General features: G+C 72.3%; 13 protein-coding genes. 7 read left to right on the top strand and 6 right to left on the bottom strand.

Features of this window, described 5'->3' with window-relative positions:
* Positions 1 to 5: 5 nt before the first annotated feature.
* The 6 genes from H9I49_RS15575 to H9I49_RS15550 form a co-directional block, all read right to left on the bottom strand.
* Positions 6 to 968, bottom strand: coding sequence for an ATP-binding cassette domain-containing protein (locus H9I49_RS15575; RefSeq protein ID WP_370587599.1), 963 nt, complete (start codon positions 966 to 968; stop codon positions 6 to 8).
* Positions 965 to 1825 (bottom strand): ABC transporter ATP-binding protein, encoded by an 861-nt coding sequence (locus tag H9I49_RS15570; RefSeq protein ID WP_188031320.1) that lies wholly within the window; start codon positions 1823 to 1825, stop codon positions 965 to 967. Before H9I49_RS15570 ends, H9I49_RS15575 begins: the two co-directional genes overlap by 4 nt.
* Complete coding sequence (locus H9I49_RS15565; protein WP_188031319.1) at positions 1822 to 2814, bottom strand: ABC transporter permease; 993 nt, start codon at positions 2812 to 2814, stop codon at positions 1822 to 1824. Before H9I49_RS15565 ends, H9I49_RS15570 begins: the two co-directional genes overlap by 4 nt.
* Positions 2814 to 3788 (bottom strand): ABC transporter permease, encoded by a 975-nt coding sequence (locus H9I49_RS15560; protein ID WP_188031318.1) that lies wholly within the window; start codon positions 3786 to 3788, stop codon positions 2814 to 2816. Before H9I49_RS15560 ends, H9I49_RS15565 begins: the two co-directional genes overlap by 1 nt.
* A gap of 2 nt (positions 3789 to 3790) precedes the next feature.
* Positions 3791 to 5506 (bottom strand): ABC transporter substrate-binding protein, encoded by a 1716-nt coding sequence (locus H9I49_RS15555; protein WP_188031317.1) that lies wholly within the window; start codon positions 5504 to 5506, stop codon positions 3791 to 3793.
* An 86-nt stretch (positions 5507 to 5592) separates the two neighbouring features.
* The gene (locus tag H9I49_RS15550; RefSeq protein WP_223128800.1) at positions 5593 to 7629 is read right to left on the bottom strand and encodes a beta-L-arabinofuranosidase domain-containing protein; all 2037 of its coding nucleotides are present in this window, start codon (positions 7627 to 7629) and stop codon (positions 5593 to 5595) included.
* 321 nt (positions 7630 to 7950) lie between these two features.
* Here H9I49_RS15550 and H9I49_RS15545 point away from each other — a divergent pair, with 321 nt between their 5' ends.
* From H9I49_RS15545 to H9I49_RS15515, 7 genes are all read left to right on the top strand, one after another.
* Positions 7951 to 8631: a GntR family transcriptional regulator gene (locus tag H9I49_RS15545; RefSeq protein WP_188031316.1), complete on the top strand. Its 681-nt coding sequence runs from the start codon at positions 7951 to 7953 to the stop codon at positions 8629 to 8631.
* Positions 8632 to 8735: 104 nt separating this feature from the next.
* Positions 8736 to 9944, top strand: coding sequence for an FAD-binding oxidoreductase (locus H9I49_RS15540; protein WP_188031315.1), 1209 nt, complete (start codon positions 8736 to 8738; stop codon positions 9942 to 9944).
* On the top strand, positions 9941 to 10258 hold the full coding sequence (locus tag H9I49_RS15535) for a (2Fe-2S)-binding protein (protein WP_188031314.1): 318 nt from the start codon (positions 9941 to 9943) through the stop codon (positions 10256 to 10258). The genes H9I49_RS15540 and H9I49_RS15535 overlap by 4 nt, the downstream gene beginning before the upstream one ends.
* Entirely contained in the window at positions 10255 to 11736 is a 1482-nt protein-coding gene (locus H9I49_RS15530) for an FAD-dependent oxidoreductase (protein WP_188031313.1), read from the top strand. Before H9I49_RS15535 ends, H9I49_RS15530 begins: the two co-directional genes overlap by 4 nt.
* Positions 11737 to 11789: 53 nt before the next feature.
* Positions 11790 to 12650: a dihydrodipicolinate synthase family protein gene (locus tag H9I49_RS15525; protein ID WP_223128850.1), complete on the top strand. Its 861-nt coding sequence runs from the start codon at positions 11790 to 11792 to the stop codon at positions 12648 to 12650.
* The gene (locus H9I49_RS15520) at positions 12647 to 13678 is read left to right on the top strand and encodes a proline racemase family protein (RefSeq protein ID WP_188031311.1); all 1032 of its coding nucleotides are present in this window, start codon (positions 12647 to 12649) and stop codon (positions 13676 to 13678) included. Before H9I49_RS15525 ends, H9I49_RS15520 begins: the two co-directional genes overlap by 4 nt.
* Positions 13679 to 13707: 29 nt before the next feature.
* Positions 13708 to 15213, top strand: a complete 1506-nt coding sequence (locus H9I49_RS15515; protein WP_370587598.1) for an aldehyde dehydrogenase family protein — start codon at positions 13708 to 13710, stop codon at positions 15211 to 15213.
* Positions 15214 to 15429: the final 216 nt, after the last annotated feature.

Here is a 15429-nt window from a genome sequence, read left to right as displayed (position 1 = left end):
GGAGGTCACGCTCCTTCGGCGGGGTGGGGCGGGTGCGTGCTCGCGGCGCGCTCGGTGGCTCGCGCTCGTCGGGCAGCCTCCCACTCGGGCCGGATCCGCGGAACCGCGGCGAGCAGCGTCCGCGTGTACTCGTGCCGAGGCGACTCGAACACGGTGTCCCGGTCCCCCTCCTCGACGACCCGGCCGCCGCACATGACGGCCACCCGGTTCGCGATCTGCCGCACGACGGCGAGGTCGTGCGCGATGAAGAGGTAGCTGAAGCCCTCCTCCCGCTGGAGGTCGCGCAGGAGGTTGATGATCTGGGCCTGCACCGACACGTCGAGGGCCGACACCGCCTCGTCGCAGACGACGAGACGGGGGCCGACGGCGAGCGCCCGGGCGATGCCGATGCGCTGCGCCTGACCGCCGGAGAACTGTGCCGGGTGGCGCTGCCACTGCATCGGGTCTAAGCCGACCCGCTCCATCAACGCCTGGGTGAAGGCCCGCGACCCACCGGACGGTCTGCGACCCTGGTAGACGAGCGGCGCGGTGACGATGCGTTCGACGGTGTGGCGCGGGTTGAGCGAGGAGTACGGGTCCTGGAAGACCACCTGGACCTCGCTGCGGAACGCGTGGAGGGCGCGGCCGCTCAATGCCGTGACGTCCTCCCCGTCGAAGGTCACGCTGCCCGAGGTCGGGTCGAGGAGCCGGGCGACGAGCCGGGCCGTCGTCGACTTTCCGGACCCGGACTCTCCGACGAGGGCCAGCGTCTCCCCCGGCGCGACCGTGAGGCTCACGTCGTCGACGGCCCGGAAGCTGCGGCCCCGGCTGACCAAGCCACCCGAGCCGGCCACCGGGAACTCCTTGACGAGGTGGTCGGCGCGCAACAGCGGCGCCGGAGCCGGGCGGCGTTCGGAGCGCTGACCGGCCCGCTCGGTCCCGGCGCCCGGGGCGGTCCGGGTCGCACTGCTGGTCGGCGTCTGTGTCACGCTCGTCCTCCTGTCGCGCCGACCGGGCGCAGGGCCGCGATCTCGTCGTCGATCCGGGGCACGGCGTCGAGCAGGTCCCGGGTGTAGGCATGCTGCGGGTCACTGAAGATCGCCTCGACCGGTCCCCGCTCGACGCACTCCCCGCGTCGCATGACGACGACCTGCTCGGCGAGCTCGCTGACGACGGCGAGGTCGTGCGTAATGAGCACGAGCGCGAGCCCGGTGTCCCGCCGGATCTCCTGGAGCAGGTCGAGGATCTGAGCCTGGACCGTCACGTCGAGCGCTGTGGTCGGCTCGTCGGCGATGAGCAGCTCGGGCTCGGTCGACAGGGCCATCGCGATCATGACGCGCTGGCGCATGCCGCCCGAGAACTGGTGCGGGTAGTCGTCGACGCGCCGCGCGGCATCCTTGATGTGGACGCGCTCCATCGCCGCGACCGCGACCGTGCGCGCCTGTCGCCGCGTCACGCCCCGGCGGTGCGAGCAGTACGCCTCCTCGATCTGCGCCCCGACCGTGTAGTACGGGTTGAGCGACGACAGCGGGTCCTGGAACACCATGGCGACGCGATCGCCGCGGATCCGGCGCAGCTGCGGCTCGGACATCGCGGTGAGGTCGTCGCCGCCGAGGAGAACGCGTCCCGCCCGTTTCGCCGACGGCGGCAGCAGTCCCATGATCGCGAGGCTCGTGAGGCTCTTGCCCGAGCCCGACTCGCCGACGACCCCGAGCGCCCCGCCGGCGTCGAGGGTCAGGTCGAGGTGCGAGACGACGTCGGTGTGTCCGGTCGAGGTCGGGAACGACACGGTGAGGTCGCGCACGTCGAGGAAAGCCGACGCGTCCGTACGCTGGGTGGCGCTCATGCCGCCACCCGCACCCTCGGGTCGATGACCGTGTAGACGACGTCGACGACGACGTTGCCCACGACGACGAAGAAGGCCGCGAGCAGCGTGACGCCCATGATGACGGGCTGGTCGTTCTTCGCGATCGAGTCCGCGGCCATCTTGCCGACGCCGTTGAGACCGAAGACCGTCTCGGTGATGAGGGCCCCGCCGAGCAGGCCGGCGAAGTCCATCCCGAAGACGGTGACGACGGGCGTCAGCGCGGGCCGTAGGGCGTGGCGACGCCACACGAGCCGCGGCGCCAGCCCCTTGGCACGGGCCGTGCGCAGGAAGTTCTCCTGGAGTGTGTCGATGACGTTGGCACGGGTCAGCCGGGTGTAGGCCGCGGCGTACCCGACGGCGAGGACGATCCACGGCATCACGAAGTTGAGGAACCAGCGCCCGGGGTCCTCCCCGAAGGGCACGGCCTGCGGGAACGGCAGCCACTGCAGCTGCACCACCAGCACGTACTGCAGCACGAGGGCGAGCACGTAGTTCGGGATCGACAACCCACCGAGCGTCAGGCCGGTGAGGACGCGGTCGACCCAGGTGCCCTGCTTCACGGCCCCGACCAGGCCGCTGACGACCCCGACGAGGAGCCACAGCACGGCCGCGCCGACCGCGATCGTCGCCGAGACCGGCAGGCGCTGTCCGATCATGTCGGTGACGGACTGGCTCGACTGGAACGAGTAGCCGAGGCAGGGCGCCGCGCACTCCACGGCCCCGGCGCCCTCGCCGTAGGTCCGGCCGGCGACGAGACCGCCGAGGAAGGTCAGGAACTGCGTCCAGAACGGCCGGTCCAGCCCGAGGTTCGCCCGGATCTGGTCGATCCGCTCCGGGGTGCAGTTCTTGCCGCACACCTGCACGGCGGGGTCGGGCGACAGGAGGAAGAACACGGCATACGTGAACAGGCACACGAGCAGCAGGACGCCGACCATCGCGGCGAGCCTCCCGACGAGGTAGCGGGGCATCAGCGGGCCTCCCCGATGTCGATGACGGCTCGGAGCCGGTCGCCGAGGACGGTGAACGACAGCACGAGCAGGAACAGGAACAGGCCCGGGATGGCGAAGTACGTCGGCACGACCGAGTACCACGTCACCGAGCTGGCGATCATCTGGCCCCAAGACGGCTCCGGCGGCACGACGCCGACGCCGAGGAAGGACAGGCCGGCCTCGGTGCCGATGTAACCCGGCACCGCGAGCGTCACCATGACGATGATCGTGGAGCGCAGGTTGGGCAGGATCTCGCGGAAGACGACGGCGGCTCCCGACGCCCCGGACGCCTGCGCCGCCTCGACGAACTCGCGCCGCGCGATCGACATCGTCTGCCCCCGGACGATCCGGGCCAGGTACGGCCAGCCGAAGACCGAGATGACGACGACGAGCAACGCGCTTCGGTTGCCCGCCGGCAGGGCCGACAGCACGGCGATCATGAAGATGAGCGCCGGGAAGGCCATGAGGAAGTCCATGACGCGCGAGATCACCTGGTCGACCCGGCCGCCGAAGTAGCCGGCCAGCAACCCGAACGTGACGCCGAGGACGGTTGTCAGCGCGGTGGCTGCGAGCGCGATCGTCATGGACACCCGGGCGCCGTAGACGATCCGCGCGAAGATGTCGCGGCCGCTGCCGGGTTCGACACCGAACCAGTGCGTCCCGCCCATCCCGCCCCACGCGCCGACCGGCACGCCGCCGAGGTTCGGGTCGATGGCCGACTGGTCGAACTCGTAGGGCGACCAGCCGCTCACCGTCACGATGAGCGGGGCGAGGACGGCCATGAGCACGACCAGACCGATGTAGGAGGCCGAGAGGACGGCGCCGACGTCGTGGCGCAGGGCGCGCAGGACGCGCCCGCCCGACGGCTGCAGGGGTGGCGCGGCCAGGTCGGCCGCGCCACCCGCCCCCGCCGGGGGCCGCTCGCGCTCGAGCTCGGTCGGGGCGATCGTCATGGTCAGCTCTCGTCGGGGTCGCGCAGCCCGACGAGGACGAAGTCGATGCCACCGGTCGCGGCACCCGGGGAGGCGAAGAGGCCGGCGACGTTGCGGCCCGGCAGGTACACGGCCTGCTCGACGTTGAGCGGGACGATCGGGGCGAGCTTCATGACCTGCTCGTCGAGCTCGCCCCACTGCCGGTTCGCGGCCGCGAGGTCGGTCATGGCGCCGACCTCGTCGATGCGCTTGTTGATGGCCGGGTCGTCGAGCTGCGCCAGGTTCGGGTTGCCCTTGTCGGTGATGGTCGGACCGTAGAAGAGCGGCGGGATGAACGTCGCGGCCGACGACGCCCAGTCGGGGCACCAGCCGGTGATCGCCGCATCGTGCTGCTGGGAACGCGTCCCGATCGTCTCGTAGTACTTGGAGGTGTCGATGACGTTGAGCTTCACGTCGATGCCGATCGGCTTGAGCGACTGCTGGATCGCCTCCGCCTGCTTCTGCATCTTCGGCTGGGACCGGATGTCGAGGACCATCGAGAAGCCCTGGGACTGCCCGGCCTCGGCGAGCAGCTTCTTGGCCGCCTCGGCGTCGCCCTTGTGGCCCGGGCTCGGGTAGAGGTCGTAGTCCTTGTGGCCGGCGACGGTCGTCGGCACGACCGTCGTCGCAATCGTGGCGAGCTGGGTGCCGCCGGTCGCGTTCTGCACCGCGGCCTTGTCGACGGCGTAGTTGATCGCCTGGCGCACCCGGACGTCGTCGAGGGGCTTCTTGGTCGTGTTGAGCGACATGTACGTCGTGCAGATGCCGGACATGCGCAGCACCCGGTCCTTGTACTGCGGGGCCTGCAGTCGCGGCAGCGTCGAGGCCTGGATCGTGCCGGCGATCGCGTTGGCGTCGGTGCCCTGCCCGGCGAGGAGCCGCTCGTCGATGGTCGCCGGGTCGAGCCCCATGGTGAAGCGCCACGCGTCGGGCTTCGCGGTGCGCACCTGGTCGGTTGCCGGGTCCCACTTGGGGTTGCGCTCGAGCTGGATGAGGCTGCCCGGCGTGTAGGCGGCGAGCTTGTACGGCCCCGACGCGATGATCTTCTTGATGAAGGAGTCGCCGGCGCCGCTGCCCTTCGGGAAGGGCGTCATGTTGACCTGGCCGACGACGGCATCGAACTCCGGGAACGGCTTCTTGAGGTGGAAGACGATCGTCGTCGCGTCGGGCGTCTCGATCGTGGGGAGGTCCCCAGAACGGTACGGCCCGGCATACCCGTGTGGTGCGGCGATGACGTTCTTCGCGTACGGCGACCCGATGCCGATCTCCGGGTCCCACGCCCGGGAGATGCCGAACTTCACCTCCGCCGAGGTGATCGGCGTGCCGTCCTCGAACGCCAGGCCGTCCTTGAGGGTGTACGTCCACGTCTTGCCGCCGTCGGACGGCGTGCCGAGGCCGGTCGCGAGGTCGGGCACGATCGCGTTGGGGTCCTTCGCGTTGCCCGGTGCCGGCGTCGTGAGCGTGCGGTACACGAGGCGGTAGAAGTTGTTGACGCCGCCGTCCCAGCCGCGGGCCGGGTCGAGGTAGGAGAAGTCTGCGTTCTGGAGGACCTCGACCGTGCCGCCCTTGGCAGGGGTCGCGGCGAAGTCTACGGCGGCCGCGCCGGTCCGTCCGCTCGTGGCGCCGCCGCCGTTGCAGGCGCCGAGCGCGAGGGCCGCTGTCGTGGCGAGGGCCAGGGTGGTCGTGAGGTGGCGTTTCATGGTGGCCTTCCGGAAGGTGGTGGGGTTCGGTCGGGGTCGGGGGCGACCCCTCGACGCACGGTTCGGCGAGGAGGGCGAGGGCGGGATCAGCTGCGCCGCAACCAGACCCGCATGGCGGCGGGCCCGCGGTTGCCCCACAGGAAGTACGGGACGAGAGGGATGGCGACGACGTCGGGCGCCGTGGCGGTGGCCGGTGCGCCCGGCTCGACCTCGCGGTCGGGGTCGAGGTCGGGATAGGGGTCGGGATAGGGGGCGAGGTCGGGGTAGGGGTCGTCGGCGACGGGGACCCGCACGGTGACGAGGCCATCGACGGCGTGACGCAGCACGGGGTCGTCGGTGCCCGGAGGGGTCACCTCGCGGGCGCCGACGAGGACGAGGTCGTCGACCGGTGCGGGCGCGTCATGCTGCTCGACGCAGTGCACGACTGGTCCGCGCAGAACGGCGGCCGCCCCCCGGGTGGCGTCGACGTACGGATGGGAGCCGACGACGCGCACCCGCATCGGCAGGGTGAGCCGGACGCGTTCGCCCTCACTCCAGCGGCGTTCGACGCGTGCCCAGCCGGGAGGGGCCGGCGTGGGGGCGGCCCCGGCGACCTCGATCCGGGCCCCGCTCGCCCATCCCGGCACCCGCACCGTGAGGGTGGCGGGTCCGTCCGTGGTCCGGAGCACGGTGATCTCGACGTCCCCGTCGAACGGGTACGCGGTACGCACCTCGACGTCGAGGGCCGGGCTCTCGATGACGCCCGCGGTGAGGAGGCCGAGCGTCAGCGACGTCTCGTCGGCGACGGCGACGTGGTCCTGGAGCTGGGCCATCCAGCGCACGACGTTCGGCGGGCAGCACGCGCACCCGAACCACGCCCGCCGCAGGGGCTCTCCCCCGGACTCGGCACCCGAGCGCTGCTCGTGGTCGGGCCGTCGCTGGAGCGGGTTGTCGTAGAAGAACGCGTCGCCGGCGAGCGACAGGCCGACCGCGTACGCGTTGTAGAGGATGCGCTCGACGGTGTCGAGGACGTCGGCGCGGCCGGTCGCGACGAAGAGCCGCCAACCCCACTGCATGGCACCGATGGCCGCGCACGTCTCCGCGTAGGCGCGTTCCGAGGGCAGCTCGTAGCGGTCCCCGAAGGCCTCGTCGGAGTGCCGGGCGCCGAGCCCGCCGGTGAGGTAGGACTTCGCGGCGACCATGTCGTCCCAGAGGGCGCTCAGGTGAAGGAGCAGGTCGGTGTCGCCGGTCTCGACGGCGACGTCCGTGGCGCCGGCCGCCAGGTAGACCATGCGCACGGCATGGCCCGTGACGGACGGCAGCTGCCGCAGCGGCACATGGTCCTGGAAGTAGTCGGGCGGGAAGACCGTGTGCGCCAGGGCGCCGCTGCCGCGACGGTCGACGAAGAGACGGGCCTGGCGCAGGTATGCCGTGTCACCCGTCTCGCGGTACAGCTCGACGAGCGCCATCTCGACCTCAGGATGGCCGCAGTACGCGGGCTCGCGGTCCTCGCCGTAGCGGCGCACCACGAGGTCCGCGAAGCGTCGAGCCACGTCGAGCAGCCGCGTGTCGCCGAGCTGGCGGGCGGCGGCCACGGCGGCCTGGGTCAGATGCCCGAGGTTGTACATCTCGTGCCCCCAGGCGAGGTCCGACCACGGATCGCGCAGGGCGCCGGTGCCGAGGAAGGCGCTGCCGACGTAACCGTCGTCGCGCTGGCTGCGGGACACCAGGTCGACGGCCGTCTCGTAGAACCGCCTGGCCTCGACGGCCTCCTGCGGGAGGTCGTCTCCGGCGTCGGTCTCGGTCTGGGCGATGACGTAGGCGAGTCCCTCGAGGGTCTTGTAGACGTCGGTGTCGAGGAACGGGTAGCGCCCGGCGTACGCCGAGCCGGTGTCGTCGGCGAGCCGGCGAAGGTTCTCGAGGTTTCCCGCACGTTCGACCTCGCGGGTCGTGTGCGGAACCGTCACCTCCCGGTTGCGCTGCTGCCAGTCGGCGAGCAGGCCGGACGTGAGCCGCACGGCGCCGGAGCCGAGCGGTCGCCCGAGGGGTCCCGTGAATGCCGCGGCCGGTGCCCGGCTCGAGAGGTGGGGCAGGGGCGGGCTAGGGGTTGGCTCTCGGGGCGTCTGGGCGGTCGTGCCGGGCACGGCTGGCTCTCCTTGAGGCTTCGAGGACTGATACGTGATATTTCACAGATCACATAGCGTCGGCGACTGGCGGAGAGTCAACCACAGGTTCGTCCCGGATGGGAAGGCCCCTTGTTAGCGTTCACAGGAATGAAACACGCTGACCCGACTCACCAAACAGGTGAAGGAAAGGCGCTGCCCCTTGGAGCCGCGCCCGGGCCGTGGAGGGGCTACGGCTCGGCTTGACAGCGGCAGCACGGTACTACGTAAGATATTACTGAGGGTCCGATCGTCGGGCCGCTCCGAGCGACCGCGACACCCGCGCCTGCGGAAGGACCCTGCATGAGCACGACGACCTCGCCCGGATCGCTCCAACGCATCGAGCCGACCGAGAGCCTGCGCGAGCGCGTCCGTCGCGCCCTCGTCGCCGCCATCGTCACAGGCGAGCTGGCCCCGAACCAGCTCGTGTCGGTCCCCACCCTCGCGACGCGCTTCAACGTCTCGGCGACGCCGGTGCGTGAGGCCATCCTCGAGCTCGAGAAGTCCGGCTACGTCGAACCCGTGCGCAACAAGGGCTTCCGCATCACGGTCGTCAGCGAGGAGTCGCTGCGCCATGTCGCCTCGGTCCGGCTCATGATCGAGCCCACCTGCATGGAGCGCCTCGCCGCCAGCTTTCCGACGACCGCCCTGCCTGAGCTGCGCGGCGGCGCCGACCGCATCGTCGAGGGCGCCCGCACGGGCGACCTCGTCGCCTACCTGGAGGCCGACACCGCCTTCCACGTGCGGCTCACCGCGATGCTCGGCAACCCGATCGCGGTCGACATCGTCAGTGACCTGCGCAGCCGGGCGCGCCTGCTGGGACTCTCCGCCATCGCCGGCACGAGCCGGCTCGTCGAGTCGGCTCACGAGCACCACGAGCTGCTCGACCTTCTCTCCTCGGGTGACGGTGCCGCGGCGCGGGCACTCATGGAGCGGCACATCGGCCACTCCCTCGGCCTGTGGGCGGGGCACGCCGAGGCCTGAGCCCGCCCGGCCACGACGGGGCCCTGCATCGTCCGCGGTGATGTGTCACGCGCCATCGGGGCGCCCGTCGCCTCCGGATCCGGACCGACCCTGAAAGGAGCGAGATGAGCGACGTCCTCGTCATCGGCGCGGGCATCGTCGGCGCCGCCTGCGCCCGCGCCCTTGCCGCGCGCGGCGCGCAGGTCACCCTCGTCGACCGCGGCTCACCGGGCACGGCGACGAGCGCGCACGGCGAGGGCAACATCCTCGTCTCCGACAAGGGTCCCGGCCCCGAGCTCGACCTGGCACGCTACGCGTCCACACTCTGGCCCGACGTCGTCGCCCAGCTCGCCGACGAGCTCGGGCCGCGGTTCCCGTCCCTCGAGTACGACCGCAAGGGCGGGCTCGTCGTCGCGACGACCGAGGCAGGCGCAGAGCCCCTCCGCGCTTTCGCCGCGTCACAGCGCGACAGCGGGGTCGACGCCCGACCGGTCTCCCTCGCCGAGACACTGGAGCTCGAGCCGCACCTCTCCCCCGAGCTGGCAGCGGCCGTCCACTACCCGGAGGACGCGCAGGTGCAACCCGTCGTCGCGACCGAGGCCCTGCTCGCCTCCGCGCGGCTCCGCGGCGTCACCGTCCGGGCCGGCTGCGAGGTGATCGGGCCACTCGGCGCCGGCAACCGCCTCGGCGGCCTGCGCACGAGCGACGGCGTCCTGCACGCGGATGCGGTCGTCGTCGCGGCCGGACCGTGGTCCGGGGTCGTGGCCGAGCGGTTCGGAGCGCCCGTTCCCGTGCGGCCTCGACGAGGCATGGTGCTCGTGACGACCCGCATGCCGCACCGCGTGCACCACAAGGTCTACGACGGTGACTACTTCGACGCCACCCAGTCGGTCGACGCCGCTCTGCAGGCCTCGGCCGTCGTCGAGTCGACGGCCGCGGGCACGGTCCTCATCGGGTCCAGCCGCGAGCAGGTCGGCTTCGACCGGCGGCTCCGCGTCGAGGTCCTGCGGGCGATCGCCGAGCGTGCCCTACGGCTCTTCCCGTTTCTTGCGGAGGCGAGCGTCATGCGCTCCTACCTGGGGTTCCGGCCGTACGTCCCCGACCACCTTCCGGTCATCGGGTCCGACGCGCGCCTGCCGGGTCTCTGGTTCGCCACGGGGCACGAGGGCGCCGGCATCGGCCTGGCCCCCGCAACCGGCGAGCTGCTCGCCGAGCTCCTGACGGGCGGGACGCCCCTGCTCGACCCTCGCCCGTTCCGTCCCGGACGCCCGGGACTGGCCACCGACGCCGGCCCCACCGAGGCCGCGCCCGACGACGCGCAGGTGGCTTCATGAGCGTCGTCAGGAACCCTGCCGGGCACTTCGGGGGCGATCGTCCCGACCCGGTCACGATCTCGGTCGACGGCGTGCCCGTGACCGGACGCGCCGGCCAGACGATCGCGGCAGTCCTGCTGGCCGCTGGCGAGACCTCGTGGCGCACGACGTCCTTCGGTGAGGCCCCGCGCGGCCTGTTCTGCGGTATCGGTGTGTGCTTCGACTGCGTCGTCGAGGTCAACGGGCTCGCCGACGTCCGCGCGTGCCTTCGCCGGGCGCACGACGGCGATGTCGTCGTCCGCCAGCAGATCCGCCTGCCCGGGGCGACGTCGTGAGCACGGCCGCTGGCCGCCGCCACGTCGCTGTCGTCGGCGCCGGTCCGGCCGGGCTGGCAGCCGCCCGGGCAGCCGCCGAGGCCGGAGCCCGCGTCACGCTCCTCGACGCCGCCGACCAGACGGGCGGCCAGTACTGGCGGCATCCCGCCGAGCCCCTCGACCACCTCGGACCCGATGACCTGTCCGTCCAGCACGGCTGGCGCACGTACCGAGCCCCCGACGACGCAGTCCGCTCCCATCCGAGTATCGACCTCGTGACGGGGGCCCAGGTATGGGCTGCCGAGCAGCACGACGACGGACCGCGGCTCCACGTCCTCGTCGGGCCGCCCGACGACCTCGATCGCGACGCACTCACGCTCGCCCCGGACGCCGTCGTCGTCGCCACCGGGGCGCACGACCGCACGCTCCCGTTCCCGGGCTGGGACCTACCGGGCGTCACGACGGCAGGCGCGGCCCAAGCCCTCGCCAAGGGCGACCGCGTCGCGGTCGGCGGCCGCGTCGTGGTCGCCGGCTCGGGGCCGTTTCTCCTGCCGGTCGCCGCGACGCTGGCCACCCGAGGGACCTCCGTCGTCGAGGTGCTCGAGGCGAGCGGCGCACGAGCCCTCGCGCGCGGCTGGCTCCCGAGCCCCTGGCGGGTCACGCGCAGCGCCGGCAAGCTCATCGAGCTGGCCGGCTACGCCTCCACGCAGCTGCGGCACCGGATCCCTTACCGGGTCGGCTCGGCGGTCGTCGCGGCCCACGGGACGACGCGGGTCGAGGCCGTGACGGTCGCGAGGCTCGACGGCGGATGGACACCGGTCCGCGGGACCGAACGCACGGTCGAGGCCGACGCCGTCTGCGTCAGCCACGGCTTCACGCCTCGCCTCGAGGTCGCGATCGCCCTCGGCACCCGGATCACGCCGGCCCGGTTCGTGGCAGTCGACGACCGGCAGCGCACCAGCAACGCACACGTGTGGGCCGCAGGCGAGACGACCGGCATCGGCGGCGTGGACGCCGCGCTCGCCGAGGGCTGGCTCGCCGGCCACGACGCCGCGGGCGGAGACCCGGACACCGCCGATGCGCGACGCGCGGTTCACCGGCGGCAGGCGACGCGGGAGATCGCCGCCCGCCTCGCCCGGGCACACGGCATACGGCCCGGGTGGGTCGGGTGGCTGAGCGACGACACCATCGTGTGCCGGTGCGAGGAGGTCACTGCCGGACGGCTGCGCGAGACCGTGGCGCTCACGGCATCCACCGACCCCGTCTCGGTCAAGCTCACCTCGCGTGCGGGCCTCGGGATCTGTCAGGGGCGCATGTGCTCCCCCGCGGTCTCGTCACTGCTCGGCGCGCCCGACGCCCTCGAGGCGCGCCCCGTCGTCACCCCCGTCCGGCTCGGCGACCTCGCCCGGGCGGGGTCGCCGACCACCAAACGCACCACGTCGCACGGCACCCGTCCCGGCGACGAGCACTCCACCCCCGAACGGAAGGACACCCCGTGAGCAGCACCCCCTTCGACCTCGGCGGCGTCGTCGTCGCGACGACGCTCCCCTTCATGGAGGACGAGTCGGCACCCGCCGGCCTGGCCGTCGACTACGACCGGTACGCCGAGCACTGCAACTTCCTCATCGAGAACGGGTGCCGCGGCGTCGGCCCCAACGGCTCGCTCGGCGAGTACTCGTCACTCACCGACGAGGAGCGCCGCCGCGTCGTCCAGGTCGCCGTCGAGGCCGTGGCCGGACGCGGCATCGTCGTCGCCGGCGTGCACGGCGTCGGCTGGCACCAGGCGCAGCACTGGACCCGGCTCGCGGCCGAGGACGGCGCCGACGGTGTCCTCCTGCTGCCGCCCACGATCTACCGCGCCAGCCGGGCCGAGGTCGTGGAGCACTACGCGCGGGTCAACGAGGTCGGGTTGCCGATCATGGCCTACAACAACCCGTTCGACACGAAGGTCGACCTGACGCCCGACCTCGTCGCCGAGATCGCGCAGCTCGAGAACGTCGTCGCGGTCAAGGAGTTCTCCGGTGACATCCGGCGGGTGCTCGCGATCAAGGAGGTCGCCGACATCGACGTCATCGCCGGTGCGGACGACCTGCTCTTCGAGTCCCTCGTCGCCGGCGCGGTCGGCTGGTTCGCCGGCTACCCGAACGCCTTCCCGCGCGAGGCCGTCGAGATCTTCACGCTCGTGCAGGAGGGCCGGATCGCGGAAGCCCGCGAGCTCTACTCGCACCTGGTGGCCGTCTTCCGGTGGGACTCCCGCACGGAGTTCGTCCAGGCGATCAAGCTGTCCATCGACATCGCCGGCCACAGCACGGGGGGACGCACCCGCCCACCGCGCGGCCCGCTCAGCCCGGAGCACGAGGCCCAGGTGCGCAAGGACACCGAGAAGGCCCTGTCCTACCTCGCGACGCGATGACGGCCGGGGCCCCGCGCGTCAGGCTCCGGCCGGGCACGCGGTCGTTCACAGCCGTCGACTCACACACGGAGGGTATGCCGACGCGCGTCGTCACAGACGGCGTCGGCGTGATCCCGGGCGTGACGATGAACGACAAGCGGCTGCACTTCATCGAGCACCTCGACGAGATCAGGCAGCTGCTGGTGCTCGAGCCGCGCGGCCACGCCGCCATGAGCGGCGCCATCCTGCAGCCCCCGACGCGGCAGGACTGCGACTGGGGCGTGGTCTACATCGAGGTGTCGGGCTGCCTGCCGATGTGCGGCCACGGAACCATCGGCGTCGCGACGGTGCTCGTGGAGACCGGGCTCGTCGAGGTCGTCGAGCCGGTGACGACGATCCGGCTCGACACACCCGCCGGCCTCGTCATCGCCCGGGTGGCCGTCAGCGACGGTCACGCCGACTCCGTGACCATCGAGAACGTGCCCAGCTTCGTGGTGCGCCTCGACGACACGGTGGCCGTGCCCGGGCTGGGCGACGTGCCCTACAGCCTCGCCTTCGGGGGCAACTTCTACGCCATGGTCGACCTGGAGGCCGTCGGTCTGCCCTTCGACCGCGCTCGCCAGGACGACGTGCTCGCAGCCGGCCTCGCCATCATGGACGCGATCAACGCCACGTCGCCGCCTCACCACCCGACCATCGACGGCGTCGACCACTGCCACCACGTCGAGTTCATCGCGCCGGGCTCCGACGCCACGCTGTCGCGGCACGCCATGGCCATCCACCCCGGCTGGTTCGACCGGTCTCCCTGTGGCACGGGCACGTCCGCCCGGATGGCCGAGCTGTGGGCGCGCGGCGAGCTCGCGCTCGACACAGACTTCGTCAACGAGTCGTTCATCGGCAGCCGCTTCGTCGGCCGCATCGTCGCCGAGACCGAGGTGGACGGAATCCCTGCTGTCGTCCCCACCATCACCGGCCGGGCGTGGGTGACCGGGTCGGCCACCTACCTGCTCGACCCCACCGACCCCTTCCCCGCCGGGTTCGCGTTCTGAACCGTGACGACAACACCCGAGGAGCACCCGTGACCGCGACCCCCACTCACCTGCACCCGCCGGTACCTGTGCCGGTCGACGACGTCGTCGCGAGGGCGCAGCGCGCCTTCGACGTCCTGCCCGACCTCGCCCCAGCGGTGCGCGCCGCCGCGCTGGACGCCGCCGCGGGCGCCCTCGCCGAGCATGCCGACGAGCTCATCGCGGTCGCCCGGGACGAGACCGGCCTGCTCCCTGCCCGGCTGGCGGGCGAGCTGCGGCGCACCCGGGTCCAGCTCGGGCTCTTCGCGCGCGTCGTGGAGCAGGGCACCCACCTCGACGCCCGGGTCGACGAGGCGGACCCCGACTTCGCGCTCGGGGTGCCGCGCGACGACCTGCGCCGGGTCATGCTGCCGGTGGGCCCGGTCCTCGTGTTCGCGGCCAGCAACTTCCCCTTCGCCTTCTCGGTCGCCGGCGGCGACACCGCATCCGCGCTGGCGGCCGGCTGCCCTGTCGTCGTCAAGGCGCACCCCGGCCACCCGCGCCTCTCTCGTCGGGTCGCCGACCTCGTCGCGAGGGCGCTCGTCGAAGCAGGCCTGCCCGACGCGGTGCTGCAGCTCGTCGAGGGCCAGCAGACCGGCGTCGAGGTGCTGCGCCACCCAGGGATCCACGCTGCGTCCTTCACGGGCTCGGTGCGCGCCGGGCGCATCCTTACCGGGGTGGCCGCGTCACGCCCGCGTCCCATCCCGTTCTTCGGCGAGCTCGGCAGCGTCAACCCCGTCGTGGTCACGGCGGACGCCCTGTCCGAGGGTGGTGACGGCCTGTTGCGCGGCTATGTCACGAGCGTCTCCGGATCCGCCGGTCAGCTGTGCACGAAGCCCGGGTTCCTTCTCGTACCAGAGGGATCCGTGGTCGACCCCGTCATCGCCCAGGCCGCGTCCGAGGTGCCGGAGCACCGCCTGCTCAACGCTGCCATCGCCGACGGCTACGTTGCGCGTCGCGCCGCGGTGCTCGCCACCGACGGCGTACGCGTGGTGCACGGCGGGTCGGTCCGGCGCGACGACGACGGCCAGGCCTGGGTGACGCCGACCTTCGTGGCCGTGTCGCTCGCGACCCTGCGCAACCACTCCGACGCGCTGCTCGACGAGGCCTTCGGCCCCCTCTCGATCGTCGTCGAGGTCCCCGCCCGGACCGACCTCGCCGACGTGGTGGCGGAGCTGTTCCCCGGCAACCTCACGAGCACCGTTCACCGCGGCGCCGGCGAGATCGGACCACACCTCGACCGGCTCGCACGCGTCATGGCGCGCACCTCGGGGCGCGTGCTCTTCCGGGGGTGGCCGACGGGTGTCGCGGTCACTCCGGCCATGCACCACGCCGGCCCCTGGCCGGCCACGACGACGGACGCGACGTCCGTCGGAACGGCGGCCGTTGGTCGGTTCCTGCGTGGCGTCGCCTTCCAGGGGGCTCCCCAGGAGCTTGTTCCTGTCCCTCTGCGTGACGACAACCCTTGGAACGTGCCGCGATCGTCTTCTCCCGCAGGCGAGTCCGCCCGCTGGTGACCCTCGGCCCGGGCGGTGCGAGGCCGGCGCCGCGCGGCGCCACCGTGGGGCGACCGAGCCGTTGACAGCAGTGTGTGACATATCATATGTTAATCATCACATCGGTGAGTGCGTCGCCCCGCCCGGTGGCGACAGGGACGTCCGTCGGACGCCCACACCCGGACGCTGACCGAGCCTGAGGCTGGAACCACCGGGCACCCGCGCTTCGCCCGTCCC

The sequence above is a fragment of the Terrabacter sp. MAHUQ-38 genome, assembly GCF_014518425.1.
Classification (GTDB): Bacteria; Actinomycetota; Actinomycetes; order Actinomycetales; family Dermatophilaceae; genus Terrabacter.
Note: the sequence above shows the minus strand (reverse complement) of the source record. Positions and strands in the feature narration are given on the sequence as shown.

Excerpts from the sequence above, each read along its gene's own strand:
- H9I49_RS15565 (WP_188031319.1), bottom strand. The coding sequence starts at position 2,814 with ATGCCCCGCTACCTCGTCGGGAGGCTCGCCGCGATGGTCGGCGTCCTG.
- H9I49_RS15560 (WP_188031318.1), bottom strand. The coding sequence starts at position 3,788 with ATGACGATCGCCCCGACCGAGCTCGAGCGCGAGCGGCCCCCGGCGGGG.
- H9I49_RS15525 (WP_223128850.1), top strand. The coding sequence starts at position 11,790 with ATGGAGGACGAGTCGGCACCCGCCGGCCTGGCCGTCGACTACGACCGG.
- H9I49_RS15540 (WP_188031315.1), top strand. The coding sequence starts at position 8,736 with ATGAGCGACGTCCTCGTCATCGGCGCGGGCATCGTCGGCGCCGCCTGC.
- H9I49_RS15545 (WP_188031316.1), top strand. The coding sequence starts at position 7,951 with ATGAGCACGACGACCTCGCCCGGATCGCTCCAACGCATCGAGCCGACC.
- H9I49_RS15535 (WP_188031314.1), top strand. The coding sequence starts at position 9,941 with ATGAGCGTCGTCAGGAACCCTGCCGGGCACTTCGGGGGCGATCGTCCC.
- H9I49_RS15570 (WP_188031320.1), bottom strand. The coding sequence starts at position 1,825 with ATGAGCGCCACCCAGCGTACGGACGCGTCGGCTTTCCTCGACGTGCGC.
- H9I49_RS15555 (WP_188031317.1), bottom strand. The coding sequence starts at position 5,506 with ATGAAACGCCACCTCACGACCACCCTGGCCCTCGCCACGACAGCGGCC.
- H9I49_RS15520 (WP_188031311.1), top strand. The coding sequence starts at position 12,647 with ATGACGGCCGGGGCCCCGCGCGTCAGGCTCCGGCCGGGCACGCGGTCG.